Genomic DNA, 25,760 nt, shown 5'->3' with positions numbered 1-25,760 from the left:
GTACCGGGTGCGGACGTCACGCGTACAGGTCCGCGGGGCCTGTCGGCCGCCGTGAGACCCGTGGGCCGCCGCGAGCGCGAGTCCGTCCGGGCAAACGAAACGGGCCCACCGACGGGGCGGTGGGCCCGTGAAGACCGTGTGGAACGATCAGCCCGCAGCCGGAGCGTTCACGTTCGCCGGCAGAGCCTTCTTCGCGGCCTCGACCAGCGTCGCGAAGGTCTGGCTGTCGTTGACCGCCATGTCGGCGAGGATCTTGCGGTCGACCTCGATGTTGGCCAGACGCAGACCCTGGATCAGACGGTTGTAGGTGATGCCGTTCTGACGGGCCGCCGCGTTGATCCGCTGGATCCACAGGCGGCGGAAGGCGCCCTTGCGGTCCTTGCGGTCACGGTAGGCGTAGGTCATCGAGTGGAGCATCTGCTCCTTGGCCTTGCGGTACAGCCTGGACCGCTGGCCACGGTAACCGCTCGCCCGCTCGAGGACGACCCTGCGCTTCTTCTTGGCGTTGAGCGCCCGCTTCACGCGTGCCATGTTCTATCTCCCCGGGGACTTGCGCTACTTAGCGAGCAGCTTCTTGATCTTCTTGGAGTCAGCGTCGGAAACGACGACTTCATTCTTGAGACGGCGCGTCAGCGTGGACGACTTCCACTCGTTGTAGTGCGCGCGGCTGGCGCGACGGCGCTTGAGCTTGCCGGTGCCGGTAAGCCGGAACCGCTTCTTCGCACCGCTGTGCGTCTTCATCTTCGGCATCTCGCCGTCTCTCCTCAATTCGTCCGTGCCAACATCCCGGGCCGGTGCGGGCCGGCCCGGTTGCGGCTGTGTTCCTCTGGCGCTGGCTGGGTTGCCTGTAAGGCTAACCCGAACTGCGGGTCACTCTTCCGGTGCGGAAGGCTCCTCGCCGCCACGCTGTGCCTTGGCCGCTGCCTTTTCGGCCTTGGCCTCGGCCTTCTTCTTGTGCGGACCGATCACCATGATCATGTTACGGCCGTCCTGCTTGGGCTGGGACTCGACGAAGCCGAGCTCCGTGACGTCCTCGGCCAGCCTCTGCAGGAGCCTGAAGCCCAGCTCGGGACGCGACTGCTCACGCCCGCGGAACATGATCGTGACTTTGACCTTGTCTCCCGCCTTGAGGAACCGCACCACGTGACCCTTCTTGGTCTCGTAGTCGTGCGGGTCGATCTTCGGCCGGAGCTTGATCTCCTTGATGATCGTGTGCGCCTGATTCTTGCGCGCCTCGCGCGCCTTCATCGCGGACTCGTACTTGAACTTGCCGTAGTCCATGAGCTTGCACACGGGCGGACGAGCCGTGGCCGCGACCTCGACGAGATCGAGGTCGGCCTCCTGGGCGAGCTTCAGGGCGTCGTGGATGGAGACGATGCCGACCTGCTCACCGTTCGGGCCGACGAGGCGAACCTCGGGCACACGGATGCGCTCGTTGATGCGGGGCTCAGTGCTGATGGGGCCTCCTAGGTTGCGATCCCTACGCGCTCGATCGTGCCGGGCATCCGCACGCGCATAAACGCGAAAATGCCCCGCACGTCGCGCATGCGGGGCCACTGAGCTCACCGGCTCAGCGGCCGTAAGCTCCCCGGAGTAAGTCCGGCGTGATCCTGGACCTGGACGCCTCGTGGCGACTCAGGTGGGAGGGAGACCTCCGCTTGCGCGTCCAGCAGGCATGCCGGACCGATCAGGGAGCTACGTTACCACAACCACGGGAGTTCTTCGAATCATCCCGTCGCCCGTGACTTTTCCCGGACTCCACCTGGCGGGCTCAGCGCAGGGTGGCGCGCCTGAGGATCTCGGCCTCGCCGGCCGCGCGCATCGCCTCCACCGGCACGTCCGCGCACCCCGTCATCAGCTCCACCTGCCGCACCGCCTGGTGGAGCAGCATGGGGAACCCGCCGACCACCTTCCCGCCCTCGGCCTCGACCGCGTCGGCCAGCCGCGTCGGCCAGGGGGCGTAGACGACGTCGAACAGCGCGGGCACCCGCGCCACCTGCCCGGCGAACATGTCGGCGGCGCCGCCCGGAAGCGTGGAGACCACCAGGTCGACCTCGAGCAGAGCGTCGAGCTTGTCGAACGTCTCGACCGCCAGCGCCACCCCGAGCCGCTCGGCCACCTCGGCCGTCTCCCCGGCCCTGGCGGGATCACGCACGACGAGCGTGGCCGAGCCGGTGCCGAGCTCGCGCAGCGCGGCTAGCGCGGAGGCGGCGGTGGCCCCGCCGCCGAGGACCAGCGCCGAGCCGGGCGGGGGGATGCCCGCCTCGGCCAGCGCCTGCCGGATCCCGTACACGTCGGTGTTGTCGCCATGCCTGGCGCCGTCGCGGAAGACCACCGTGTTGGCCCCCCCGACCGCGACGGCCAGGTCGGAGACGGTGTCGAGCAGCGGGAGCACGGCGCGCTTGAGCGGCATGGTCAGCGACAGCCCTGCCCAGCCGGCGGCGTCGAGCATGGCGGGAAGCCCTGCCTCGTCGCACTCGCGCGCCTCGTAGGTCCACCCGGTCAGCCCCATGGCGGCGTAGGCCGCCCTGTGCAGGAAGGGTGAGAGCGAGTGCGTGATCGGTGAGCCCAGCACCGCCGCCCGTCCCGTGGTCCGCACACCTGCTCCTTCCGCCGCGCCATGCTCTCCAGGACACCATCTTCCCGTACGGCCGGCCGCCCGGGCACCACCCCTGGCACGTGGCCGGGCTCCGTCCAGGGATACGCGTCACCGAGCGCGCGTGGCCGGCCGCCCCGACGGAAGGCCGCAGGAGGCGGTGGCACGCCGCGTGACACCGCCCCTGAGCTCACCCGCCGCCGTTGCGCTCGAACTCCTGCTTGAGCTTCCAGAACTCGTCCTCGCTGGCGGTGAACTTCGTGACCCTGTTCTTGGGATCGGTCGTCACGAAGAACCTGTAGCCCTCGTCGCTCGGGTTGAGCGCCGCCTCGATCGCGTGCTCGCCGGGGTTGCTGATCGGTCCGGGTGGCAGCCCCTGGTGCTTGTACGTGTTGTACGGCGACTTGGTCTCCAGCTCGGCGTGCGAGGCGGAGATGCCGTACTTGCCGAGCGCGTACATGACCGTGCTGTCCATCTGGAGCTTCATCGGCGGCTTGAGCGCGAGCCTGTTGTAGATCACCTCGGCGATCTTCGGCATGTCCTCGTGGTTGCCGGCCTCGGCCTGAACGATGCTGGCGACCGTCATGATCTGCGCCGGCGTGTAGCCGAGCTGCTTGGCCGATTGCTCCAGGTTGGTCGCTCCCGCCGCCTGCGTGTAGCGGTCGACCATCTGGGTGAGCATCTGGGTGGGGCTGGCGTTGGGCTCGAACTCGTAGGTCGCGGGGAAGGCGTAACCCTCCAGGCCTCTGGCATAGGACGGCAGGCCGATGGCCTCCTTGTCCTTGGCCGCCTCGACGAACGCCTTCCTCGGCTTCTTGGTCTGTTTGGCCAGGATGTCGAAGACCTCGCTGAGCCGTACGCCTTCCTTGATCAGGATGGTGTTCTGCAGCTTCTTGCCCGACACGAGCGCCTCGACGGCGGCGGCGGCGGACATGCCCTTCTTCAGGGTGAACTGGCCGGGCCGCAGCTCCGAACTCTTGCCCGCGGCGGCGATGGCGTTGGTGAAGGCCCGCTCGCTGGCCACCACGCCCTGGGCCTGCAGGGTCTTGGCGACGTCGGTGGCGTTCTGGCCCTCCTTGACCTGGATCACCACTTCGGTGGTGCCAGGTCCCTTGAAGTCGTCGGGCACCAGCGCGTCGCTGAGCCACAGGTAGCCGTAGTAGCCGCCACCGCCGAGGATGCCCACGAGGACGATCACGGCGAGTAGCGGGGCGAGGAATCCGCCGCGGTTGCGGCGCCTGCGCCTGCGGCGGCCACGCCCGTTCTTGCCGGAACCGCGGGAGCGGCCCCTGGCCCGACCTTCGTCGTCCTCGGCGCCTAGCAGAAAGTCCATATCGAGATCGTTCATAGATGCGGTGGCCAATCTCCCGGTACGAGCGGCCTGGCGTCAAGGGGGTGTGCCAAACCGGTGGGGGTTACCGAGCCGAACGAGGGGATCCGCCGGCCTTTAGCCGGTGACCAGCGGTTATCACTATGGGTAGCAATGCTAGGGGATGCGGGATGCGCGAACGCCCCCACCCTGGCCCTTGGCCTCGGCGGGACTAAGAGGGTCCCGATGAGCATCAATGTGTCCCGAGGTAGTCGTTCAGCTCTTCCCGGTATCTCACGAACTCACTCTCTTTGTCGGTGAATTTCGTGATTCTATGCGCCGGGTTCGTTGTGACAAACCAGTTCCAGTCTCCCTTGGCCGGGTTGAGCGCCGCCAGCAGCGCCTTCTCCCCCGGGTTGGCGATCGGCCCAGGAGGCAGTCCCTTGTGCCGGTAGGTGTTGTACCGGGAGCGCACCATGGTGTCCGCGTGCGACACCTTCAGCGTCCGCCGGTTGAGCGCGTACGTGATGGTGGCGTCGAGCTGGAGCGGGGTGCCGCCCCTGAGCCGGTTGTAGATCACTCTAGCGATCTTCGGATAGTCGCCGTCCCTGCCGCCCTCGGCCTGGACCAGGCTGGCAACGGTGACGGCCTCCAGGGGCGTGAGCTTGACCCGCGCCGCGCGCGACTCCAGGGCGATGCCGGTGGCCTCCTGCTTGAAGCGGGTGACCATCTGCCGCAGCAGGTCGCTCGCCGTGGTGCCGGGCTCGACCTCGTAGGTCGCCGGGTACAGGAAGCCTTCGAGACCGCGCGCGTAGCCCGGCAGGCCGAGGGTCGGCACCCTGGCGGTCTGGAAGTCCTTGAGCGGGATGCCCGACTGCCTGGCCAGGTGCGGCAGCGCCTCGGCCAGCCGCATGCCGTCGGGCAGCGTGACGCGCTTGACCACCCGCGAGCCAGGAGTCAGCAGCAGGTCGAGCGCCGCGCCCGCGGCCATCCGCTTGCGCATCACGTAGGAACCGGGATACAGGCTGGCCGCTTTGGAACGTTCCTCTGCGATGTTGGCGAACGACCTGGCGCTCGCCACCACGCCCGCGTCGGCCAGGAGCGCGCCGATGTCACCCGCGCTGGCGCCCGGGTCGATCCGGACGGTGACCGTGCCCGCCCCGGCCCCCTCGAAGTCGTCGGGCATGACGTACGGCTTGAGCACGACGAAGCCCGCGGCGCCGAGAGCCAGCACCGAGGCGGCCGCGCCGCCCGCCAGCACTCCGGCCTTGCGCACGGCCCTGTCCCTGCCCCGGAAGACGAGCTCGTCCACCGGGTCCGCGAGCGGGATGACCCTGCCCGCGGCGGGCATGTCAGGACCGTCGTCACCGGTCTCGTCCTCGCCGTCGGCGGGCCTGGCGAAGGGGATGACCTCGGCCAGCGAGTCACCGTCGTCGTCGGGCCCTCGCGCGGAAGGCAGCTCGGCGACCGGCAGCGGAGCGGTGTCGTCCAGGGAGTAGCCCGGCCTCGAGCCGGGTCCCTCGTCGTCCGGCCCGCTCACCGGGCAGCCCCGTCGTCCGCCCCTGTGGGCGGATCGACGGGTCTGCCTGGTGGTCTGTCCGTGGCTCTTTCCGCGTCGAGAGCGTCCTGCAACAGCACGACGGCTGCCGCCTGGTCGACGACGGAACGCTGCTTCTTGGCCTTGACGCCGCTGGCGCGCAGCCCCTGCTGGGCGGCGACCGTGGTCAGGCGCTCGTCGAACAGCCGGACGGGCACGGGCGCCAGCCGTACGGCGAGGTCGGCGGCGAAGGAGCGCGCCAACGCCGCGGCCTGGCCCTCACGTCCCGACAGCGACGTGGGCAGCCCGACGATCACCTCGATCGCCGCGTGCTCGTCGGCCAGGACCGCGATGCGGTCGAGGTCGCCCGCACCGCGTCTGACGGTCTCCACCGGAGTGGCCAGCATCCCCGAGGGGTCGCTGCGGGCCACTCCGATGCGTACTGACCCGACGTCGACGCCGAGTCGCGCGCCGAACCGCATGTCAGGCGAGCTGACCCGCGATGGTCTCGTCGACCACGCGCAATGCCTCGTCGATCGACTCAGGACGGGTGCCCCCGCCCTGAGCGACATCGTCCTTGCCGCCACCGCCACCCCCAAGCGCCTTGGCGGCGACGCCGACCAGAATTCCGGCCTTGAGCCCCCGCTCGCGCCCCGCCTCGTTGACCGCGGCAACCACCACAGGCCGGTCAGACGGAACGCCGGCGAGCACGACGACCGCCGGACGGTCGCCAGGGAACCTGCCGCGCACGTCAAGCGCGAGCTTACGCAGATCATCGGGCCCGGTTCCATCAGGCGCGCGGTGCGTCACGATGGATACTCCGTGCAGGTCACGGGCTTGTGCGGCCAGGTCGCCCGCGATCTGGAGCACCTGGGCCGAGCGCAGCTTCTCCAGGTCCTTCTCCGCCGTGCGCAGCCGGGAGACGATGCCCTCGATGCGCTCGGGCAGCTCCTCGCGGCGCACCTTGAGCTGCTCGGTCACCTGGGCGACCAGCAGCGACTCGCGGGCCAGGAAGCGGAAGGCGTCGATGCCGACCAGCGCCTCGACGCGGCGCACGCCCGCGCCCACCGACTGCTCGCCCAGCACCTTGACCAGGCCGAGCTGGCCGGAGCTGTGGACGTGGGTGCCGCCGCACAGCTCGCGGGAGTAGTCGCCGATCTCCACGACGCGGACCTCGTCGCCGTACTTCTCGCCGAACATGGCCAGCGCGCCCATCGCCCTGGCCTCGGCCTGGGAGGTGTAGAAGGCGTTGACCTTGAGGTCGTTGATGAGGACCGCGTTGACCTCGTCCTCGACGTCGCGCAGCATGCTGGGCGCGACCGCCCCGGCGGCGGTGAAGTCGAAGCGGAAGCGGCCGGGAGAGTTCTCCGAGCCCGCCTGCGCGGCCGACTCGCCCAGGGCGTTCTTGAAGCCGCGGTGCACGAGGTGGGTGGCGCTGTGGCTGCGCGAGATCGCCTTGCGGCGCTCGACGTCGACCTCGGCCTGCACCTCGTCGCCCACCCGCAGCTCGCCCGAACGGATCTTGCCCCTGTGGACGACCAGGCCCTTGATCGGCGACTGGACGTCGAGCACGTCGACGTGCGCGCCCGAGGTGCGCAGCACACCCTGGTCGGCGAGCTGGCCGCCGCCCTCGGCGTAGAAGGGGGTACGGCCCAGCACGACCTCGACGCTCGTGCCCGCGCCCGCCGCCGGCACCGAGGCGCCGTCGACGAGGATGCCGACGACGCTGGACTCCGCGGTGGTCAGGTCGTAGCCGAGGAAGTCGACCGTGCCGGCCTTCTCCAGCAGCTGGCCGAAGACGGAGATGTCGGCGTTGCCGGTCTTCTTGGCCGCCGCGTCGGCCTTGGCGCGCTCGCGCTGCTCCTTCATCAGGCGGCGGAAGCCCTCTTCGTCGACCTTCAGACCCTGCTCGGCCGCCATCTCCAGCGTGAGGTCGATGGGGAAGCCGTAGGTGTCGTGGAGCTGGAAGGCCTGGTCGCCGGAGAGCGTGCTGCCGGCCTTGCGCTTGGTCTCCTCGACGGCGACGTCGAAGATGGCGGTGCCGGTGCGCAGCGTGCCGAGGAAGGAGGCCTCCTCGGCGTCGATGACCGCGTGGATCTGCGGCGCGTCGTTCTTCAGCTCGGGGTACTGCTCGCCCATGACGTCGATGGCGACCGAGGTCAGCTCGTGCATGTAGCGCTCCTCGCCCGAGCCGAGCAGGCGCAGGTTGCGGATGGAGCGGCGCAGGATGCGGCGCAGCACGTAGCCGCGGCCCTCGTTGCTCGGCGCGACGCCGTCGGCGACCAGCATGGTGCCGGTGCGGACGTGGTCGGCGACCACGCGCAGGCTGACGTCGGCGCGCGGGTCGCGGCCGTAGCGCGCCCTGGTGAGCTCGGCGGCCTTGTCGAGGATCTTGTAGGTGGTGTCGATCTCGTAGATGTTGTCGACGCCCTGCAGGATCGCCGCCATGCGCTCGAGGCCCATGCCGGTGTCGATGTTCTTGGCGGGGAGCTCGCCCGCGATGTCGAAGTCGGTCTTGCTGCGGACCACGCTGAGCTGGTCCTGCATGAAGACGTTGTTCCAGACCTCGAGGTAGCGGTTCTCGTCGGCGATGGGCCCGCCCTCGCGTCCGTACTCGGGCCCGCGGTCGTAGTAGATCTCCGAGCAGGGCCCGCCGGGGCCCGGCACGCCCATGCTCCAGTAGTTGTCCTCCAGGCCGCGGCGCTGGATGCGGTCGGCGGGGACGCCGACCTTGTTGTGCCAGATGTCGAAGGCCTCGTCGTCGTCGAGGTAGACGGTCGCCCAGAGCCTGTCCTCGGGGAAGCCGAAGCCGCCCTCCGACTCAGGCTTGGTCAGCAGCTCCCAGGCGTAGGGGATCGCCAGTTCCTTGAAGTAATCGCCGAAGGAGAAGTTGCCGAGCATCTGGAAGAACGTCGCGTGCCTGGTGGTCTTGCCCACCTCGTCGATGTCGGGCGTGCGCACGCACTTCTGCGCGCTGGCCAGCCGGACCGCCGGAGGCTTGCGCTGCCCCAGGAAGTACGGCTTGAAGGGCACCATGCCCGCAGGCACCAGGAGCAGCGTCGGGTCCTCAGCGATCAGGCTGGCCGAGGGCACGACCTTGTGCCCACGCTCCTCGAAGAAGCGCAGGAAGCGGCGGGCGATCTCTGCCGACTCCATATCAGCGGCCATCCTTTGCATTAGTGGGTTGTGTCAGGGTTGTCGAGCCCGAAGCGGGATCGCAACTCGATTTCGCGGTCGGCGGCCTCGCCGAGCGCGTCGGAGGTAAAGTCTCTCACTTGCAGCAGCAGCCCGCTGGCGCCGTCGGCGGCGCGGCGAGCCACGTGGTCGGGTTTGAGCGCCTGCAGCTTGCGCATCACCCAGGCGGCCCCGAACGCGCCGAGCGCCATGTAGAACAGCCGCCTGATCATCGCCGCCGCCTGCTGCGCGGGTGCTTGCGCGCCTCGATGGCCCTGCGCACGCCGTGGCTGAGCGCGGAGACCCTGATGAGCGGGCCGGTGAAGATGGTCTGCGTGACGGCGCTGAGCTTGGCGGCGTGCCCGCTGACCTGCTTGACGTCCCTGGTGATGGCCTCGACGGCGACGAGCTGCCTGTTGGCCTCGTTGACCGTCATGCTCATGTCCTCCAGCAGCGGGACGACCCGCTCGTTGAGGTCGGCGACCAGCTTGGTGGTCTCCCTGAGCAGGCGGGCGAGCTTGACGAGCACCATGGCCAGAAAGCAGACGAGGATCGCCCAGGCCATGGCGACGATCAGCCCGGCCAGTTCTCCTGCGGTCAGCATCAGCGGATCCGTCCCCGTTGGCGTCGTGGAATGGAGAAGACCCTATCGTGCCTGATACAACGCGACGGCCTGCCTGCGGCATGTCGCGCGATCGTCTCATCCCGGCGGCGACCAGGAGGTGGCGACCAGCTCGACCTCGAAGCCCTGCTCGTTCTCCAGGTAGGCGGCGTAGTGGGCGGGTCCGCCCGCGTGCGGGTGCCGGTCGGCGAACATCAGCCGCCAGCCGTGCGCTCCGGCCTCCGCCGCGATCGCGTCGACGTCGTCGGCGTGGAAGGCCAGGTGGTTGAGGCCTGGCCGCATCCTGTCGTACGGCTCGCGCACCCGCGCGGGGGACTCCTCCACGACGACGTAGGTCGCCCCGTGCCGCCACGACCTGCCGCCTTCCCATTCCTGGAAGGGCTCGTAGCCGAGCCGGGCGAACAGCCAGGTGAAACCGGGCAGCACCGCGTCCAGCGACTCGACCCACAGCTCGACGTGGTGCAGGGTCACGACGATCCCCTCAGGAAGTCGCGGATCCTCCCCCAGCGCTCGGCGACGCCTGCCTCGGCTCCGTGCCTGGTCGGCTCGTAGTAGCGGCGCTCACGGACCTCCTCGGGCGCGTAGTCCTGACGGACCAGGCCGTGCTCGAAGTCGTGCGGGTACTTGTAGCCCTTGCCGTGGCCGAGCTTGGCGGCGCCCGGGTAGTGGGCGTCGCGCAGGTGGCCGGGCACCTGGCCGATCAGGCCGCGCCGCACGTCCTCGCCGGCGGCGCCGATGGCCTTGACCACGGCGTTGGACTTGGGCGCCAGCGCGCAGTGGATGACGGCGTGGGCCAGGTTGATGCCCGCCTCGGGCAGCCCGATGAGCTGGACGGCCTGGGCGGCGGCGACCGCGGTCTGCAGGCAGGTGTTGTCGGCCATGCCGACGTCCTCGGAGGCGAAGATGACGATCCTGCGGGCGATGAATCTTGGGTCCTCGCCCGCCTCGATCATGCGGGCGAGGTAGTGGAGCGCGGCGTCGGCGTCGGAGCCGCGCATCGACTTGATGAAGGCGCTGATGACGTCGTAGTGCTGGTCGCCCTGGCGGTCGTAGCGGACGGCCGCCTTGTCGACCGCCTTTTCCACGACCTCGACCGTGATGTCGCCTGCCAGCAGGGCCGCGGCCTCGAGGTAGGTCAGCGAGCGGCGCGCGTCGCCGCCCGCCAGGCGTACCAGGTGCTCGAGCGCCTCGGGGGCGAGGGTGTTGCGGCCCGCGAGGCCGCGCTCGTCGGTGACGGCCCGCTCGAGGACGGCGCGGATGTCGTCGTCGGACAGCGACTCGAGGGTGAGCAGCAGGGAGCGCGACAGCAGCGGCGAGATCACGGAGAAGAAGGGGTTCTCGGTGGTGGCGCCGATGAAGGTGACCCACCTGTTCTCCACGGCGGGCAGCAGGGCGTCCTGCTGGGCCTTGTTGAAGCGGTGGACCTCGTCGACGAACAGCACGGTCTGCCGTCCCGTCATGCCGAGTTCGCGACGGGCGTTGTCGATGGCCGCCCTGACGTCCTTCACGCCCGCCGACACCGCGGAGATCTCGACGAAGCGCCGCTTGGTGACTCCCGCGACGACGTAGGCGAGCGTGGTCTTGCCGGTGCCGGGAGGCCCCCACAGGAACAGCGACATGGGCGCCTCGCTCTCCACGAGCCTGCGCAGCGGCGTGCCCTGGCCCAGCAGGTGGCGCTGGCCGAGCACCTCGTCGAGCGTGCGGGGGCGCATCCGCACCGCAAGGGGCTGTGGGGTGGCCTCCTCAGCGGCCGAATCGAACAGACTCTCCACAAAACGAGCCTACAGGCCCCACACTGCCCTGGCGCCCGAATCCCCTGCTCGGAACACGTAGTAGCCCGCCGCCACGGCCAGCACCACCGTCACCGCCGTCACCGCCGTCGAGACCCACGCGGGCACGTTCGTCTTGGTGCGCGCCAGGTAGACCGACAGCAGGGAGGCGACGCCGAGGGAGGCGGTGGTCAGCAGCAGGGGCAGGGCGAAGCTCTGGTGCTCGGCGATGCGCTGGCCCAGTTCCCCCTCCACCTGGGAGAAGCGCGCCTCCTTCAGCGCGCCGCCGCTCTGGCGGGCAGCGAAGACCGCGGCGGGCGCGGCGACGGCGAGCAGCACCACCGCCCATCCGAGGTGCGGCCTGATGCGGGGCACGAGGGCGTGGGCGGCTGAGACGCCGGCCAGCAGCGGGGTCAGCACCACTGCGAAGTGGATGATCAGCGGGTGAGCGGGCAGACCGAGGATCTCGTTGAACATTTTACGACTCCGTTCTCATATGACTACGGATCCCACCACGCCGCGGTTCACCGAGACCGGTTTCTCATCTACTTCTCAGGACATACACCCCATCTGTCGCTCCAGCTCCTTACGTCCAGCACATTCCCAAGCCCGATAGCATGCGCGGAGCAGTTTGGTCATGTGTCGGCAAACGTGGAGGAAATACCGGTGAGCGGCGAAGACCGCCAGAGCCAGCTGGCGCGGGAGCACAAGGAGCGGCAGGCGCAGCGTGCGGCCGAGCAGGCCGCGAAGGCCAAGCGGAACACCTTCATCGGCGCGGGAGTGGCGGTGGCACTCGTGGCGGGCGGCATCGTCGCGGCGACCACGATGCTCGGCACGAGCGACGCCAAGCCCGTGGCCGAGGACGCGCCCTCCGCCTCCCCCAAGGCCAGCACCTCGGTGCCGGCGGTGCCGTCGGCCGCGCCCTCGGCCTCGGCGGGCCCCGTCTCGTGCACCTACACGAAGCAGAACGACCCGGCCATCCCGACCAAGTTCGTCGGCCTGCCGGGCAAGAAGCCGAACAAGAAGCTCAAGCAGATGACGATCAACACCAATCGCGGCGAGATCGTCATCGACCTGATGACCGAGCAGGCGCCGTGCACGGTCAACGCGATGGCCTTCCTGGCGAAGAAGAACTTCTTCGACAACACCAAGTGCCAGCGCCTCGTCACCCCCGACGTGTCAGGCCTGCACCTGCTGCAGTGCGGCGACCCGCTGGCCAAGGCCGACGGCGTCAACCCCACCGACGGCCAGGGCTCGTCCGGCTTCACCTACGGCGACGAGAACATCGGCATGCCGTACACCCAGGGCGTGGTCTTCGTGACGCAGCCGAGCGGCGCGGCGGGGCAGAACGGCAGCCAGTTCGCCATCTCGCTGTCCAACGACAACACCCAGATCCAGGGCGAGTACGGCGTGCTCGGCGTGGTCAGCAAGGGCATGGACATGATGCTGGGCCTGGCCAAGGACGGCAAGGACCTCATCGTCAACCCCAACGACGTCACCGGCGACGGCGGCACCACCGCGCTGAAGAACCCGCTCGTCATCAAGGACGTCCGCGTCTCCTAGTGATCCAGGTCACAGCGGCGCCGCCGCCCGGCCCGGCGAGGACGGGGGCACGCTGGAGCAGTGACCGACACACTGCCGTTCGAGTTCTTCTTCTCCCCGGAGTTCAGCGCCGACCCCTACGCGGTCTACGCCGGACTCCGGGCGAAGGGGCCAGTCCACCCGATCGACTTCCCGCCCGGCGCCACCTCGTTCGTGGTCGTCGACTACGAGTACGCCAGGCCCGCGTTGAACGATCCGCGCCTGTCCAAGAACCTCGCGAACGGGCCTGAGTGGTTCCGCGACGCGATCTCGCAGCAGAACCCCGTGCTGGCCGACAACATGCTGATGGCCGACCCGCCCGACCACACGCGGCTGCGGCGCCTGGTGCAGAAGGCGTTCACCCCGCGCAGGATCGAGGAGCTCCGCCCGCGCGTCCAGCAGATCACCGACGAGCTGATCGACGCGTTCAGCGGCGACAGGATCGAGCTCATCGACGCCTTCGCCTTCCCTCTGCCGATCATCGTGATCTGCGAGCTGCTGGGCATCCCCGACGCCGACAGAGCCGACTTCCGCCGGTGGTCGGGCGCGCTGGTCAACCCGGCCGTCACAGAGGAGCTGGCCGCGCAGCGCGACGAGGCCGGTACGGCACTGCGCGCCTACTTCACCGGGCTGATCGCCGAGCGGCGCGCCACCCCCACCGACGACCTGGTCGGCGCGCTGGTCACCAGCACGGAGCTGAGCGAGCAGGAGCTGCTCTCGACGCTCGCCCTGCTGCTGATCGCCGGGCACGAGACGACCGTCAACCTCATCGGCAACGGCATGCTGGCCCTGCTGCGCAACCGCGACCAGCTCGACCTGCTGCGCGCCAAGCCCGAGCTGCTGCCGAACGCGGTCGAGGAGTTCCTACGCTACGACGCGCCCGTGGAGCGCGGCACCTTCCGCACGGCGCTGGAGGACCTCGAGATCGCCGGGACGCACATCCCGAAGGGCAGCTTCGTGCACGTCTCGATCGGCGCGGCCGGCCGCGACCCCAGGGCGTTCGAGCGGGCCGACACGCTGGACATCGAGCGCTCCGACAACCGCCACGTCGCCTTCGGGCACGGCATCCACTTCTGCCTCGGCGCCCCGCTGGCGCGGATGGAGGGCCAGATCGCCTTCGGCTCGCTGCTCGGCCGGTTGCCGAACATCGCGCTCGGCTGCGAGGAGAAGGAGCTCAGCTGGCGCTTCAGCGGCTCCATCCTGCGTTCCCTGTCCGCCCTCCCGGTAACGATCTAGGGTGGTCGGCGTGCCGGACAAACTTCCATTCGAGTTCCTGTTCACGCCCGAGTTCAGCAGGAACCCCTACGCCGTCTACACCCCGTTGCGAGGTCAGGGACCGGTCTTCCCGATCGACTTCCCGCCCGGCTTCGAGGCGTACCTGATCATCGATCACGAGCACGGCAGGGCCGCGCTGAACGACCCCCGCCTGTCCAAGGACATGCAGCGGTTCGGCGACTACTTCAGGGCGATCGCCACCGAGGACGACATCCTCTTCGACTCCAACATGCTGTCGGTCGACCCGCCCGACCACACGCGGCTGCGCAGGATCGTCTCCAAGGCCTTCACCCCGCGCAGGGTGGAGGAGCTGCGTCCCCGCGTCCAGCAGATCACCGACGAGCTGATCTCCTCCTTCGACGGCGGCACGGCCGAACTGCTCGACGAGTTCGCCTTCCCGCTGCCGATCATCGTGATCTGCGAGTTGCTCGGCGTGCCCGCCGACGACCGCGACCTGTTCCGCGAGTGGTCGGCCCTGCTGGTCAACCCCACCTTCGAGCCTGAGGAGGTGGAAAGGCGCAGGGCGGCTGCCCGGGCGACGACCGCCTACTTCCGCGAGCTGAGCAAGGAGCGCAGGGCCGAGCCACGCGAGGACCTGATCAGCGCGCTGGTCGCCATGGACGAGCTGACGGAGAAGGAGCTCATCTCCACGCTCAGCCTGCTGCTCATCGCGGGCCACGAGACGACCGTCAACCTCATCGGCAACGGCGTGCTCGCGCTGCTGCGCAACCGCGACCAGCTCGACCTGCTGCGCGCCAAGCCCGAGCTGCTGCCGAACGCGGTCGAGGAGTTCCTTCGCTACGACGGCCCCGTCGAGCGCTCCACCCCGCGCTTCGCCGCCGAGGACCTGGAGATCGCGGGCACCCGCATCCCACGGGGCTCCATGGTCCACATCTCGATCGGCGCGGTCGGCAGGGATCCGTCGGTCCACGCCGACCCTGACACGCTCGACATCACCCGCTCCGACAACAGGCACATGGCCTTCGGGCACGGCATCCACTTCTGCCTCGGCGCCCCGCTGGCCCGTATGGAAGGCCAGATCGCCATCGGCACCCTGCTCGACCGGCTGCCGGGCCTTGAGCTCGGGTGCACGGAGGAGGAGCTGAGCTGGCGGCTGACCGGCTCGGTCGTCCGCGGTCTGTCCCGGCTTCCCGTCCGCTTCTGAACGGCGATGAGCCGGTACGGCAGGCGTACCGGCTCATCGACCCGCCGGACTAGGCCTCCTCGTCCTTCGGCTTGGCGTCGACGCCGGCCTCCTTGCGCTGCTCGTCGGTGATCGGCGTCGGCGCGCTCGTGAGCGGGTCGAAGCCCGAGGCGGTCTTCGGGAAGGCGATCACGTCGCGGATCGACTCACCGCCCGACAGCAGCATGCAGATCCTGTCCCAGCCGTAGGCGATGCCGCCGTGCGGGGGCGGGCCGTACTTGAACGCCTCCAGCAGGAAGCCGAACTTCGACTCGGCCTCCTGCTTGGAGATGCCGAGCACGTCGAACACGCGCTGCTGCATCTCGGCGCGGTGGATACGGATCGAGCCGCCGCCGATCTCCATGCCGTTGCAGACCATGTCGTAGGCGTAGGCCAGCGCCTCGCCCGGGTGGTCCTGGAAGTTGTCGGCCCACTCGGGCTTCGGCCCGGTGAACGGGTGGTGGACCGCGGTCCAGCCGCCCTCGCCGTCCTCCTCGAACATGGGGGCGTCGACCACCCACAGGAACGACCACTGCGACTCGTCGATCAGGCCGCAGCGGCGGCCGATCTCGAGCCTGGCCGCGCCGAGCAGGTCGCGCGAGGTGTTGCGGGGGCCGGCGGCGAAGAAGATCGCGTCACCCGGCTCGGCGCCCACCTTGTCCGCCAGCCCCCCGGCCTCGGACGGCGACAGGTTCTTGGCGACGGGGCCGCCGAGCGTGCCGTCCTCCTGCACCAGCACATAGGCCAGGCCGCGGGCGCCGCGGGACTTGGCCCACTCCTGCCAGCCGTCCAGCTCCTTGCGGGTCTGGGAGGCCCCGCCGGGCATGACGACGGCGCCGACGTAGTGGGCCTGGAAGACGCGGAAGGTGGTGTTCGCGAAGTACTCCGTCATGTCGACGAGCTCCTGGCCGAAGCGCAGGTCAGGCTTGTCGGAGCCGAAGCGGGCCATCGCGTCGGCGTAGGTCATGCGCGGCAGCGGCGTGGGGATCTCGTAGCCGAGGATCTCCTTCCAGACCCTCCCGATCAGCGCCTCGCCGATCCCGATGACGTCCTCCTGGTCCACGAAGGACATCTCGACGTCGATCTGGGTGAACTCGGGCTGCCTGTCGGCGCGCAGGTCCTCGTCGCGGTAGCACTTGGCCAGCTGGTAGTAGCGCTCCAGTCCGCCCACCTGCAGCAGCTGCTTGAACAGCTGGGGCGACTGGGGAAGCGCGTACCACTTGCCCGGCTGCAGCCGTACCGGCACCAGGAAGTCGCGGGCGCCCTCGGGCGTCGAGCGGGTCAGCGTCGGCGTCTCGACGTAGACGAAGCCGTGCTCGTTCATGACCTCGTTGGCCAGGTAGGTCGCCTTGGAGCGGACCCGCATGGCGTGGGCGACCTGCTGGCGGCGGATGTCGAGATAGCGGTAGCGCAGGCGCGCCTCCTCCGACACCCCCGTGCTGCCCTCGATGGGGAAGGGCAGCGGCGCGGCCTCGCTCAGTACCTCGACCGTGGTGGCGACGACCTCGATCTCGCCGGTGGGCAGGTCGGGGTTGGCGTTGCCCTCGGGACGGACCCTGACCTCGCCGATCACCTTCACGCAGTACTCGTTGCGCAGGCCGTGGGCGTCGTCCTCCTCGCGGAAGACCACCTGCGAGGAGCCGGAGGCGTCGCGCAGGTCGATGAAGACCACCCCGCCGTGGTCACGGCGACGGGCCACCCAGCCCGCCAGCGTCACCTGCTGCCCGGCGTGCTCCTTGCGGAGCTCCCCGGCCTTGTGCGTGCGAATCACTGCAGCTTTCCCTTCAAGACGTCAGCGACCTGGGCCAGCGGCACCTCGGTCTGCTCAGCGGTGGTCAGGTCCTTCACTTGCACGGCTTGCGCCGCCAGGTCACGATCGCCGAGGATCAGCGCGAACCGGGCGCCCGAACGGTCGGCGCCCTTCATCGCGCCCTTCAGCCCCTTGCCCCCGAAGGCCATGTCGGCCGCGAGCCCGGCCCTGCGCAGCTCCTCGACGAGCAGGAACATCCTGCGGCGCGCCTCGTCACCCAGCGGGACACCGTACACCTGGACGCGGCTGTCGGCGGTGTCGCCGAGCAGACCCTCGGCCTCCATCGCCAGCAGCGTGCGGTCGACGCCGAGCGCCCAGCCGACGCTGGGCAGCGAAGGGCCGCCGAGCATCTCGCTGAGCCCGTCGTAGCGCCCGCCGCCGCCGACGGCCGACTGCGACCCGAGCCCGCCGTGGACGAACTCGAAGGTGGTGCGGGTGTAGTAGTCGAGGCCGCGCACCAGGCGCGGGTCGTCGGTGAAGGGCACCTCGCAGGCGGTCAGCAGGCCGCGGACCTCCTCGTGGTAGGCCTTGCACGACTCGCACAGGTGATCGATCACCAGGGGCGCGCCCTTGAGCTGCTCCTGCACCTCGGGGCGCTTGTCGTCGAGGACCCGCAACGGGTTGATCTCGATTCTGGCCCTGGTCTCCTCGTCGAGGTCGAGCACGCGCAGGAAGTCCTGCAGCGCGGCCCGGTAGACGGGCCGGCACGTCTTGTCGCCGAGGGAGTTGAGCAGCAGCGTCACCTCGCGCAGGCCGAGGTCGCGGAACCCGCGCCAGGCCAGCACGATCAGTTCGGCGTCGAGTGCCGGGTCCTCGGCGCCGAGCGCCTCGGCCCCGACCTGCCAGAAGTGGCGGTAGCGGCCCTTCTGCGCGCGCTCGTAGCGGAACTGGCTGCCGGAGTACCACAGCTTGACCGGCAGCTGGCCCGTGTGCAGGTTGTGCTGCAGGACGGCGCGCACGACGGGGGCGGTGCCCTCGGGGCGCAGGGTCAGCGACCTGCCCGCCTTGTCGGGGAAGGTGTACATCTCCTTGGACACGACGTCGGTGGACTCGCCGACGCCGCGTTTGAACAGCTCGGTGTCCTCGAAGACGGGCGTCTCGATGTAGCCGTAGCCCGCCTGCCGGACGGGGGAGACGAGTGTCTCGCGCACGGCGAGGACCCGCTCGGAGCGGGGCGGCAGCCAGTCGAAGGTGCCCTTGGGTGCTTGGAAAGTCATCAGATCCCTCGTGTGGGACCGGCGTGCGGCGCAGCTTCCTTGAGATAAGGGTTGGAAGCGCGCTCGCGGCCGATCGTGGTCTGCGGTCCATGGCCCGGCAGGACGACCGTCTCGTCCGGCAGCGGCAGGCACTTGGCGGCCAGGCTGCGCAGGATCGTCGGGTAGTCGCCGCCCGGCAGGTCGGAGCGGCCGATGGAGCCGGCGAACAGCAGGTCTCCCGAGAACATGATCTCCTCGGGCGGCAACCTGAAACTCACCGACCCCCTGGTATGGCCGGGGGTGTGGTCGACCACGAACTCCATCCCGGCGAGCTCCATGACCGCGCCGTCGGACAGCTCGCGCACGTCGTCGGGCTCGCTCAGCGTGATGCCCCCGAACAGCTGGCTCGAGGTCGGCGACCAGCCGGCAGCGGGGTCGCTCAGCAGGTGGCGGTCCTCGGGGTGGATCCACGCGGGGACGTCGCGCGCGCCGCACACGGGGGCGACCGACCAGACGTGGTCGAGGTGACCGTGGGTGAGAAGGACCGCGACGGGCTTCAGCCGGTGCTCGCGCAGCAGGTCGTCGACGCCGTCGACCGCGTCCTGGCCGGGATCGACGATGACGCACTCCTCGCCGGCGGCCGGCGCCACGAGGTAGCAATTGGTCTGGAACGCCCCTGCGGGGAAGCCTGCGATGAGCATCTGCCTCGGCTGAGTCTCGTCAAGAAAGCGGATGAGAATGTAACCGAAGCGTACCGGTGCTGGCCGCCGGGCTGCGAACCATTACCGGTTGGCCGATACGATTCGCCCACCTCAGTTGATTCGATAGGGAGGCAAAGCGGTGTCCACGGGCAAGGACCGCCAGCGTCAGCTGGCACGTGAGCACTACGAGCGGCAGATGCAGCGTCGTGTCGAACGCGAAACCAAGGCCAAGCGCACCGCCGTGATCGGATCGACCGTGGGCGTCCTGGTGGTCGTGGGCGGCGTGATCGCCGCGGTCACCCTCCTCGGCGGCGGCGACGACACCTCGGCGTCCGAGACGCCCTCGGCCGCGCCCTCCGCCTCGGCCTCGGCCGTGGCGGGCCCCAAGCCCTTCGACCCCGCGACGGGCGAGTGCGGCTACCTCGCCGACACCAGCGGCACGGTCAAGGACGTCGGACTGCCGCCCGCCAAGGCGGAGGCCAAGGACGCGACCATGACGCTCAAGACGAGCCAGGGCGACATCGTCGTCGAGCTCAACGGCGTCAAGGCCCCGTGCACCGTCAACTCGCTCAAGCACCTGGCCGCCAAGAAGTACTACAACGGCAGCAAGTGCCACCGTCTCGGCAGCGCGCAGTTCCCGATGCTGCAGTGCGGCGACCCGACGGCCAAGGCCGACGGCAAGGCGCAGGGCGACGGCCAGGGTGGCCCCGGCTACCGGCTGGCCGAGGAGAACCTGGAGGGCGCCACCTACAAGCGCGGCGTCATGGCGATGGCCAAGACCAGCGAGCCCGGCACCACGGGCAGCCAGTTCTTCCTGGTCTTCGGCGACATCGGGCTGAGCCCCGACTACACGCCTGTCGGTACCATCACGAAGGGTCTCGACATTCTCGACAAGGTCAACAAGGCGGGCGTCATCACTCCTGGTCCGGACGGCACCGGCGCACCGAAGGAGACGGTCGAAATCAAAGACGTGACAATCTCTGCCAAGAGCTGACGTAATACAACTAGGGGCAGTAGTCCCCGAAGGGTCTGATGAGAGTGCGGGAGGACACGGTGAGCACCGACCCGTGGGGCCGGGTAGACGACGACGGCACCGTCTACGTGCGTACGGCCGAGGGAGAGCGGGCCGTCGGGTCCTGGCAGGCCGGTGAGCCCGAAGAAGCGCTGGCCTACTTCCACCGCAAGTACGACGAGCTGGCGGGCCAGGTCCAGCTGCTCGAGCAGCGTGTCAAGGGCACCGACCTGGCTCCTGCGCAGGCCGAGGCGACCATCGTCAAGCTGCGCGAGGCCGTGGCCGACGCGCATGCCATCGGCGACCTCGGCGCGCTCGTCCAGCGCCTCGACGCGCTGACGGAGCTGGTCGCCAAGCGCCGCGAGGAGGTCAAGGCCGCGCGCGACGTGGCCAGGGCCGAGGCCAAGGCGGTCAAGGAGCGCATCGTCGCCGAGGCTGAGCGGATCGCCGACGAGACGACCCACTGGAAGTCCGGTGGCGAGCGGCTGCGCCAGCTGGTGGAGGAGTGGAAGGCCGCCGAGCGCATCGACCGCGTCACCGAGGCCGCCCTGTGGAAGCGGCTGTCGGCCGCCCGCACGGCCTTCGCCAAGCGGCGCAAGGCCTACTTCGCGGGGCTCGACGAGCAGCGCGAGGGCATCCGCGCCTACAAGGAGCGGATCGTGGTCGAGGCCGAGGCGCTGGCCGACTCCACCGACTGGGGCCAGACGGCCGCCGTCTACCGCGAGCTCATGCAGCAGTGGAAGTCGGCGGGCAGGGCCTCGCGCGAGGCCGAGGACGAGCTGTGGGGCCGTTTCAAGGCCGCGCAGGACCAGTTCTTCCAGGCCCGCTCGGCGGTCTTCGCCGAGCGGGACGCCTCGCTGGCGGCCAACGCGGAGGCCAAGGAGGTGCTGCTGGCCGAGGCGGAGAAGATCCTTCCCGTGACCGACCCGCGTGCCGCCCGGGCCTCGCTGCGCACGATGCTGGAGCGCTGGGAGGCCGTCGGCCCCGTGCCGCGCGAGCAGCGCGACAAGCTGGAGGGCGGGCTGCGCCGCATCGACGAGGCGGTCCGCAAGGCCGAGGAGGCGGAGTGGAAGCGCTCCAACCCCGAGGCGAGGGCGCGCGCGCAGAGCGCGGTCGACCAGCTGCGCGCCTCCATCGAGCAGTTGGAGAAGAAGCTCGGCAAGGCCCAGGCCGCCGGGCGCGCCAAGGACGTCAAGGACGCCGAGGAGGCGCTGGCGGCCCGCCGTTCGTGGCTGCAGGAGGCCGAGCGCACGCTCGCCGAGTTCAGCTGATCTCGCGGCTCCGGGCGGGTGCGCCGCCCGGAGCCTGTCAGGCCGATTTCCCGCCGCATACGTTCTGAGATTCAACCTTTCCTGATTTCTTCGGAAAAACCCCGAAAAACGTGATCACAGAGGGTCATTGGGCCTCCCCCTTTTTCCCTTTTTCTTCTTAAGATCACAGGGCTCTCAGAGGTATCGGCGAAAGGGGTCAAGATGACGATCGAGATCAAGCCCGTCGAAGAGGTGGAGACGACCGGTAACAGCAACAGCTGCTGAACCCGTTCGTGCGGGGCCTCGACAGAGGTCCCGCACCACCTCTCTTGGAGCCCCGCCCATGCGCGAACGGATTCAGGTGAATCCGGCGTTCCCCTTGTACATCGACGACTCCCGCGAACAGGTCCGGCTCGGCGACTTTCCGCCGACCGGCCGCGTGCTCTCCTCCGCGGAAAAGCCGCTGCGCGAATTGTTCAGGCTCTGCGCGAAGCGTCCTCGTTCGAAGGAGGAGCTTTACCGGCTGCTCGACGGCGTCACCCCCGGCGAGATAGACGCGGCCGTCGGGCAATTGCTCGCCGCCCGCCTCCTGGTCACCGAGAGCGATCTGTCCGCACTGACCGCCGACGACCGCCTGTCCAGGCAGGCGCTGTTCCTGTCGATGTTCCATCCGGCCGGCCGGGCGGTCACCGCCATGCGCGAGCTCGCCGACCTGCGGATCACCGTGCTCGGCGCGGGGGCCATCGGCGGCGCGGTCGCCGTCCAGCTCGTCACCGCGGGTGTGCGGCGGCTGACGCTCGTCGACGACGACCGGGTCGAGCCGTCCAACCTGCACCGCCAGCACCTCTACACCACCGCCGACATCGGCAGGCCCAAGGTCGGCGCGGCCGCCGCCAGGCTGCGCGCGCACCGGCCCGACGCGGAGATCGCCGAGATCGAGCGCCGCGTCGAGGGCCCGGACGACGTCCCCGTCGAAGGCGCGGACTTCGTGGTCAACACCGTCGACACCCCGCAGCCGCACATCCTCCGCTGGGTCAACAGGGCCTGCGTCCGGGCGGGCGTGCCGTTCGTGACCGGGGGCTTCAACCAGCACGTCGGCCTGATCGGCCCGCTCGTGGTGCCGGGCACGACCGGTTGCCTCGCCTGCAGGGAGCGCACGCTCGCCGAGCGGTACGGCTCGGCCGAACTGCCCACCGCCGACAACGCCGGAAGGACGATCCCCGCCTTCGGCCCCCTTTGCGCGGCGGTCTCGGGCCTGCTGGCCGCCGAGACCGTCCGTCACCTGACCGGCACGGGCCCGCCCGCCATCGAGGGCAGGACCGTCCACCTGGATCTGCTCGACCTGACCACCACCGCCCACGCCTTCGAGCGCCTCCAGGACTGCGAGGTCTGCGGGTGAAGCCCGACCTGACCTTCCTCAGCGTGGTCGAGGACGGCCCCGACGACTACGTGGTGGGCAACGGGGCCAGGTTCGTCAACGTTCCCGGCATCGCCGCGAAGGTGCTGGCGCTGCTGGACGGCACCAGGACCGTCGAGGAGGTCAGGAAGGAGGTGCTGGAGCGCCACGGTGCCGACGTGGACGTGGCGGCCTTCGTGGGCGGTCTGGACGGCCTGGGGCTGCTCCAGGAGCCCGACCTCCCGCCGAGCCCCTGGGACCGTGTCAGACCCGCGCACGTGCGCTGGCTCTTCTCCCCCGCCGCCAACGCCGTCGTCGCGCTGGCGGCGCTCGCCACCGTCGCCGCCGTGGTGGCCAGGCCGCGGATCGCGTCCGGCATGTCGGGGCTGGTCTGGTCGGACAGCCTGTCGTTCACGCTGGCGTTCGCGGTCGGCTCCTGGGTGCTGGTCCTCGTCCACGAACTCAGCCACATCCTCGCCGCACGCTCGCTCGGCGTGCGTGCGCAGCTGTCGCTCGGCACCCGCCTGCAGTTCCTCGTGGTGCAGACCAACGTCACCGGCGTCTGGCGGCTGCCCCGCCGCGCCCGCTACCGCGCCCACCTGGCGGGCATGCGCACCGACCTGTTCCTGGCCGCGTGCGCCGCCTGCGCGCTGTACGTCGCCGAGAACGCCGTGGCCCGCCTGGTGCTGGCCATCTGCGCCTCGCAGATCGTCTGGCAGTTCCTGTTCTTCATGCGCACCGACGTCTACTACGCCTTCGCCAACGCCACCGGCAACAAGAACCTCATGGCCGACGCCCAGGCCTACCTGCGCCACCGAGGCGCGGACACCCCGCGCGGCGTGCGGGTCTACGCCTGGTTCCTGATCGCCGGCCGAGTGCTGGGCCTGGCGTTCCTGCTCGGCTACACCGTCCCGATCACGCTCGCGGTGTGCGGGCAGGCCTTCGCCGAACTCGGAACCTCGGTGCAGCCCGTGCTCACGCTGGCGATCGTCGCCTTCGGCTGGGGGCTCTACCTGTGGGTCTTCATCCGCCAGAGGCTCCGCTGACCCGGTAGACGTCGTAGACGCCCTGGATGCTGCGCACCGCCTTGAGCACGTGGCCCAGATGCTTGGGGTCGCCCATCTCGAAGGTGAACTTGCTGACCGCCACCCTGTCGCGGGAGGTCGTCACCGACGCCGACAGGATGTTGACGTGCTGGTCGGACAGCGTGCGCGTGACGTCCGACAGCAGTCGCGGCCGGTCGAGCGCCTCCACCTGGATCGCCACCAGGAACACCGAGTCCTCGTTCGGCGCCCACGTCACCTCGACGAGCCGGTCGGGCTGCTCCTTCAGCTGCTCCACGTTGGAACAGTCGGAGCGGTGGACCGACACGCCGTGGCCGCGGGTGACGAAGCCGACGATCTCGTCGCCGGGCACGGGCGTGCAGCAGCGCGAGAGCCGCACCCACACGTCGGAGTCGCCCGCCACCACGACCCCGGCGCCGCCACCGCCCCTGGGACGGCGGCTGAGCCTGGTCGGCAGCGAGACCTCGGCGATGTCCTCCTCGGCGCTGTCGACGCCGCCGATGGAGGCCACGAGCTTCTGCACGACCGCCTGCGCGGCGATGTGCCCCTCGCCGACGGCCGCGTAGAGGGCCGACACGTCCGGGTAGCGCAGGTCGCGGGCGAGCGCCAGCAGCGCCTCGCCCGACATGAGCCGCTGCAGGGGCAGGCCCTGCTTGCGCATGGCCCTGCCGATGGCCTCCTTGCCCGCCTCGATCGCGGTCTCGCGGCGCTCCTTGGAGAACCACTGCCTGATCTTGTTGCGGGCGCGGCCCGACTTGACGAACTTCAGCCAGTCGCGCGAGGGACCCGCGTCGGGAGACTTGGAGGTGAAGATCTCGACGGTGTCGCCGTTGCCCAGGCGCGACTCCAGCGGCACCAGGCGGCCGTTGACGCGGGCGCCGATGCACCGGTGTCCGACCTCGGTGTGGACGGCGTAGGCGAAGTCGACCGGCGTCGCCCCCTCCGGCAGCGCCACCACCTGGCCGCGCGGGGTGAAGACGTACACCTCCGACACCGACAGGTCGAAGCGCAGCGACTCCAGGAACTCTCCCGGGTCGGAGGTCTCCTTCTGCCAGTCGAGGAGCTGGCGCAACCACGCCATGTCGCCGCCCGGCTTGACCTTGCCCGAAGGGCCGGGTGTGCCGGCGTCCTCCTTGTACTTCCAGTGGGCCGCCACGCCGTACTCGGCCCTGTGGTGCATGGCGTGGGTGCGGATCTGCAGCTCGACGGGCTTGCCCTCGGGGCCGATCACCGTGGTGTGCAGCGACTGGTACATGTTGAACTTGGGCATCGCGATGTAGTCCTTGAACCGGCCGGGCACCGGGTTCCACCGCGCGTGGATCGTTCCGAGCGCCGCATAGCAATCGCGGACCGAGTCGACCAGGACCCTGATGCCCACCAGGTCGTAGATGTCGTCGAAGGCCACGTCGCGGGCGATCATCTTCTGGTAGACCGAGTAGTAGTGCTTCGGCCTGCCCTTGACCACCGCGCGGATCCTGGCGTCGCGCAGGTCCGCCGAGACCTTCTCGATGACCTCCTGCAGGAACAGGTCCCTGCGCGGGGCCCGCTCGGAGACCATGCGGGCGATCTCGTCGTAGCGCTTGGGATAGAGCATCGCGAACGCGAGATCCTCGAGCTCCCACTTGATCGTGTTCATGCCCAGGCGGTGGGCCAGCGGGGCGAAGATCTCCAGCGTCTCGCGGGACTTCTGCTGCCTCTTGTGCTCCGGCAGATAGCGCATCGTGCGCATGTTGTGGAGGCGGTCGGCGAGCTTGATGACCAGCACCCTGATGTCGCGCGACATCGCCACGACCATCTTGCGCACGGTCTCGGCCTGCGCGGCGTCACCGAACTTGACCTTGTCGAGCTTGGTGACGCCGTCGACGAGCAGCCCGATCTTGTCACCGAAGTCGCCACGCAGCTCGTCCAGGCTGTAGGCGGTGTCCTCGACCGTGTCGTGCAGGAGAGCGGCGCACAGCGTCTCGTCGTCGGTGCCGAGCTCGGCCAGGATCGTCGCCACGGCCAGCGGATGGGTGATGTACGGGTCGCCGCTCTTCCGCTTCTGGTCGCGGTGATGGTAGGCGGCCACGTCGTAGGCACGCTCGATGAGGCGAAGATCCGCCTTGGGATGGGTGGCGCGGACCGTCCTGAAAAGCGGCTCCAGCACCGGATTCATGGCCCCACCCCCAAACCGTCGTCGACGCACCGCTGGAACGCCGGACCCTCCATCGGAATTTCCGGCGTCGGTTACGTCGGGCACGACTACCTCACGGGGCACACAGACTCCTTACGTTCGAGTCCAGATC

General features: G+C 69.6%; 24 protein-coding genes. 7 read left to right on the top strand and 17 right to left on the bottom strand.

Annotated elements, in window-relative coordinates; all coding sequences use genetic code 11:
• Positions 1–147: 147 nt before the first annotated feature.
• The 13 genes from rplT to AC3EO4_RS44080 form a co-directional block, all read right to left on the bottom strand.
• Positions 148–531: a 50S ribosomal protein L20 gene (rplT, locus tag AC3EO4_RS44140; protein ID WP_379571587.1), complete on the bottom strand. Its 384-nt coding sequence runs from the start codon at positions 529–531 to the stop codon at positions 148–150.
• 24 nt (positions 532–555) lie between these two features.
• The gene (rpmI, locus tag AC3EO4_RS44135; protein ID WP_379571589.1) at positions 556–750 is read right to left on the bottom strand and encodes a 50S ribosomal protein L35; all 195 of its coding nucleotides are present in this window, start codon (positions 748–750) and stop codon (positions 556–558) included.
• Between the two features lie 120 nt (positions 751–870).
• Positions 871–1,440: a translation initiation factor IF-3 gene (infC, locus tag AC3EO4_RS44130; protein ID WP_431901756.1), complete on the bottom strand. Its 570-nt coding sequence runs from the start codon at positions 1,438–1,440 to the stop codon at positions 871–873.
• Between the two features lie 331 nt (positions 1,441–1,771).
• The gene (locus AC3EO4_RS44125; RefSeq protein WP_431901720.1) at positions 1,772–2,599 is read right to left on the bottom strand and encodes a shikimate dehydrogenase; all 828 of its coding nucleotides are present in this window, start codon (positions 2,597–2,599) and stop codon (positions 1,772–1,774) included.
• A 187-nt stretch (positions 2,600–2,786) separates the two neighbouring features.
• The gene (gene mltG, locus AC3EO4_RS44120) at positions 2,787–3,929 is read right to left on the bottom strand and encodes an endolytic transglycosylase MltG (protein ID WP_379571593.1); all 1,143 of its coding nucleotides are present in this window, start codon (positions 3,927–3,929) and stop codon (positions 2,787–2,789) included.
• A 229-nt stretch (positions 3,930–4,158) separates the two neighbouring features.
• Positions 4,159–5,445: an endolytic transglycosylase MltG gene (gene mltG, locus AC3EO4_RS44115; protein WP_379571595.1), complete on the bottom strand. Its 1,287-nt coding sequence runs from the start codon at positions 5,443–5,445 to the stop codon at positions 4,159–4,161.
• Complete coding sequence (gene ruvX / locus AC3EO4_RS44110; RefSeq protein ID WP_379571597.1) at positions 5,442–5,924, bottom strand: Holliday junction resolvase RuvX; 483 nt, start codon at positions 5,922–5,924, stop codon at positions 5,442–5,444. The genes mltG (AC3EO4_RS44115) and ruvX overlap by 4 nt, the downstream gene beginning before the upstream one ends.
• 1 nt (position 5,925) lies before the next feature.
• Positions 5,926–8,598: an alanine--tRNA ligase gene (gene alaS, locus AC3EO4_RS44105; RefSeq protein WP_379571599.1), complete on the bottom strand. Its 2,673-nt coding sequence runs from the start codon at positions 8,596–8,598 to the stop codon at positions 5,926–5,928.
• A gap of 20 nt (positions 8,599–8,618) precedes the next feature.
• Positions 8,619–8,849: a hypothetical protein gene (locus tag AC3EO4_RS44100; protein ID WP_431901716.1), complete on the bottom strand. Its 231-nt coding sequence runs from the start codon at positions 8,847–8,849 to the stop codon at positions 8,619–8,621.
• The gene (locus AC3EO4_RS44095; protein WP_379571603.1) at positions 8,846–9,220 is read right to left on the bottom strand and encodes a DUF948 domain-containing protein; all 375 of its coding nucleotides are present in this window, start codon (positions 9,218–9,220) and stop codon (positions 8,846–8,848) included. The genes AC3EO4_RS44100 and AC3EO4_RS44095 overlap by 4 nt, the downstream gene beginning before the upstream one ends.
• A gap of 96 nt (positions 9,221–9,316) precedes the next feature.
• Complete coding sequence (locus AC3EO4_RS44090) at positions 9,317–9,709, bottom strand: VOC family protein (RefSeq protein ID WP_379571605.1); 393 nt, start codon at positions 9,707–9,709, stop codon at positions 9,317–9,319.
• On the bottom strand, positions 9,706–10,950 hold the full coding sequence (locus tag AC3EO4_RS44085) for a replication-associated recombination protein A (protein WP_379572095.1): 1,245 nt from the start codon (positions 10,948–10,950) through the stop codon (positions 9,706–9,708). Before AC3EO4_RS44085 ends, AC3EO4_RS44090 begins: the two co-directional genes overlap by 4 nt.
• Before the next feature lie 69 nt (positions 10,951–11,019).
• Entirely contained in the window at positions 11,020–11,484 is a 465-nt protein-coding gene (locus tag AC3EO4_RS44080) for a hypothetical protein (protein ID WP_431901714.1), read from the bottom strand.
• 189 nt (positions 11,485–11,673) lie between these two features.
• Between AC3EO4_RS44080 and AC3EO4_RS44075 the strand changes: the two genes are divergently transcribed.
• The 3 genes from AC3EO4_RS44075 to AC3EO4_RS44065 are packed head-to-tail and all read left to right on the top strand — an operon-like array spanning position 11,674 to position 15,028.
• Positions 11,674–12,570, top strand: coding sequence for a peptidylprolyl isomerase (locus AC3EO4_RS44075; protein WP_379571609.1), 897 nt, complete (start codon positions 11,674–11,676; stop codon positions 12,568–12,570).
• Positions 12,571–12,630: 60 nt separating this feature from the next.
• Positions 12,631–13,824 carry a cytochrome P450 family protein gene (locus AC3EO4_RS44070; RefSeq protein ID WP_431901712.1) on the top strand — a complete coding sequence of 398 codons (1,194 nt, stop codon included), beginning with the start codon at positions 12,631–12,633 and terminating at the stop codon, positions 13,822–13,824.
• Between the two features lie 10 nt (positions 13,825–13,834).
• Positions 13,835–15,028, top strand: a complete 1,194-nt coding sequence (locus AC3EO4_RS44065; RefSeq protein WP_379571613.1) for a cytochrome P450 family protein — start codon at positions 13,835–13,837, stop codon at positions 15,026–15,028.
• A 49-nt stretch (positions 15,029–15,077) separates the two neighbouring features.
• On the opposite strand, the gene aspS is transcribed toward AC3EO4_RS44065, so the two are convergent.
• Genes aspS through AC3EO4_RS44050 form a run of 3 tightly spaced genes read right to left on the bottom strand, consistent with a single transcriptional unit; the run spans position 15,078 to position 18,753 of the window.
• Positions 15,078–16,817, bottom strand: coding sequence for an aspartate--tRNA ligase (aspS, locus tag AC3EO4_RS44060; RefSeq protein WP_379571615.1), 1,740 nt, complete (start codon positions 16,815–16,817; stop codon positions 15,078–15,080).
• Positions 16,814–18,073 (bottom strand): histidine--tRNA ligase, encoded by a 1,260-nt coding sequence (gene hisS / locus AC3EO4_RS44055; RefSeq protein ID WP_431901707.1) that lies wholly within the window; start codon positions 18,071–18,073, stop codon positions 16,814–16,816. The genes aspS and hisS overlap by 4 nt, the downstream gene beginning before the upstream one ends.
• The gene (locus AC3EO4_RS44050) at positions 18,073–18,753 is read right to left on the bottom strand and encodes an MBL fold metallo-hydrolase (RefSeq protein ID WP_379571619.1); all 681 of its coding nucleotides are present in this window, start codon (positions 18,751–18,753) and stop codon (positions 18,073–18,075) included. Before AC3EO4_RS44050 ends, hisS begins: the two co-directional genes overlap by 1 nt.
• Positions 18,754–18,892: 139 nt before the next feature.
• Here AC3EO4_RS44050 and AC3EO4_RS44045 point away from each other — a divergent pair, with 139 nt between their 5' ends.
• From AC3EO4_RS44045 to AC3EO4_RS44030, 4 genes are all read left to right on the top strand, one after another.
• Positions 18,893–19,747 carry a peptidylprolyl isomerase gene (locus AC3EO4_RS44045; protein ID WP_379571621.1) on the top strand — a complete coding sequence of 285 codons (855 nt, stop codon included), beginning with the start codon at positions 18,893–18,895 and terminating at the stop codon, positions 19,745–19,747.
• 38 nt (positions 19,748–19,785) lie between these two features.
• Positions 19,786–21,036, top strand: coding sequence for a DUF349 domain-containing protein (locus AC3EO4_RS44040; RefSeq protein ID WP_379571623.1), 1,251 nt, complete (start codon positions 19,786–19,788; stop codon positions 21,034–21,036).
• 322 nt (positions 21,037–21,358) lie between these two features.
• A complete protein-coding gene (locus AC3EO4_RS44035; RefSeq protein WP_431901704.1) occupies positions 21,359–22,414 on the top strand; it encodes a TOMM precursor leader peptide-binding protein in 1,056 nt (351 codons plus the stop codon).
• Positions 22,411–23,457 carry a hypothetical protein gene (locus AC3EO4_RS44030; RefSeq protein WP_431901702.1) on the top strand — a complete coding sequence of 349 codons (1,047 nt, stop codon included), beginning with the start codon at positions 22,411–22,413 and terminating at the stop codon, positions 23,455–23,457. Before AC3EO4_RS44035 ends, AC3EO4_RS44030 begins: the two co-directional genes overlap by 4 nt.
• On the opposite strand, the gene AC3EO4_RS44025 is transcribed toward AC3EO4_RS44030, so the two are convergent.
• Entirely contained in the window at positions 23,435–25,732 is a 2,298-nt protein-coding gene (locus AC3EO4_RS44025; protein WP_379571629.1) for a RelA/SpoT family protein, read from the bottom strand. The genes AC3EO4_RS44030 and AC3EO4_RS44025 overlap by 23 nt on opposite strands.
• Positions 25,733–25,760: the final 28 nt, after the last annotated feature.

This window comes from Nonomuraea sp. bgisy101 (assembly GCF_057708945.1).
Note: the sequence above shows the minus strand (reverse complement) of the source record. Positions and strands in the feature narration are given on the sequence as shown.

Bases quoted from the DNA above. Each gene is read 5' to 3' on its own strand.
- rplT (WP_379571587.1), bottom strand. From the start codon at position 531: ATGGCACGCGTGAAGCGGGCGCTCAACGCCAAGAAGAAGCGCAGGGTC.
- rpmI (WP_379571589.1), bottom strand. From the start codon at position 750: ATGCCGAAGATGAAGACGCACAGCGGTGCGAAGAAGCGGTTCCGGCTT.
- mltG (WP_379571593.1), bottom strand. From the start codon at position 3,929: ATGGACTTTCTGCTAGGCGCCGAGGACGACGAAGGTCGGGCCAGGGGC.
- ruvX (WP_379571597.1), bottom strand. From the start codon at position 5,924: ATGCGGTTCGGCGCGCGACTCGGCGTCGACGTCGGGTCAGTACGCATC.
- alaS (WP_379571599.1), bottom strand. From the start codon at position 8,598: ATGGAGTCGGCAGAGATCGCCCGCCGCTTCCTGCGCTTCTTCGAGGAG.
- AC3EO4_RS44100 (WP_431901716.1), bottom strand. From the start codon at position 8,849: ATGATCAGGCGGCTGTTCTACATGGCGCTCGGCGCGTTCGGGGCCGCC.
- AC3EO4_RS44095 (WP_379571603.1), bottom strand. From the start codon at position 9,220: ATGCTGACCGCAGGAGAACTGGCCGGGCTGATCGTCGCCATGGCCTGG.
- AC3EO4_RS44085 (WP_379572095.1), bottom strand. From the start codon at position 10,950: ATGCGCCCCCGCACGCTCGACGAGGTGCTCGGCCAGCGCCACCTGCTG.
- AC3EO4_RS44080 (WP_431901714.1), bottom strand. From the start codon at position 11,484: ATGTTCAACGAGATCCTCGGTCTGCCCGCTCACCCGCTGATCATCCAC.
- hisS (WP_431901707.1), bottom strand. From the start codon at position 18,073: ATGACTTTCCAAGCACCCAAGGGCACCTTCGACTGGCTGCCGCCCCGC.
- AC3EO4_RS44050 (WP_379571619.1), bottom strand. From the start codon at position 18,753: ATGCTCATCGCAGGCTTCCCCGCAGGGGCGTTCCAGACCAATTGCTAC.
- AC3EO4_RS44040 (WP_379571623.1), top strand. From the start codon at position 19,786: ATGAGAGTGCGGGAGGACACGGTGAGCACCGACCCGTGGGGCCGGGTA.
- AC3EO4_RS44035 (WP_431901704.1), top strand. From the start codon at position 21,359: ATGCGCGAACGGATTCAGGTGAATCCGGCGTTCCCCTTGTACATCGAC.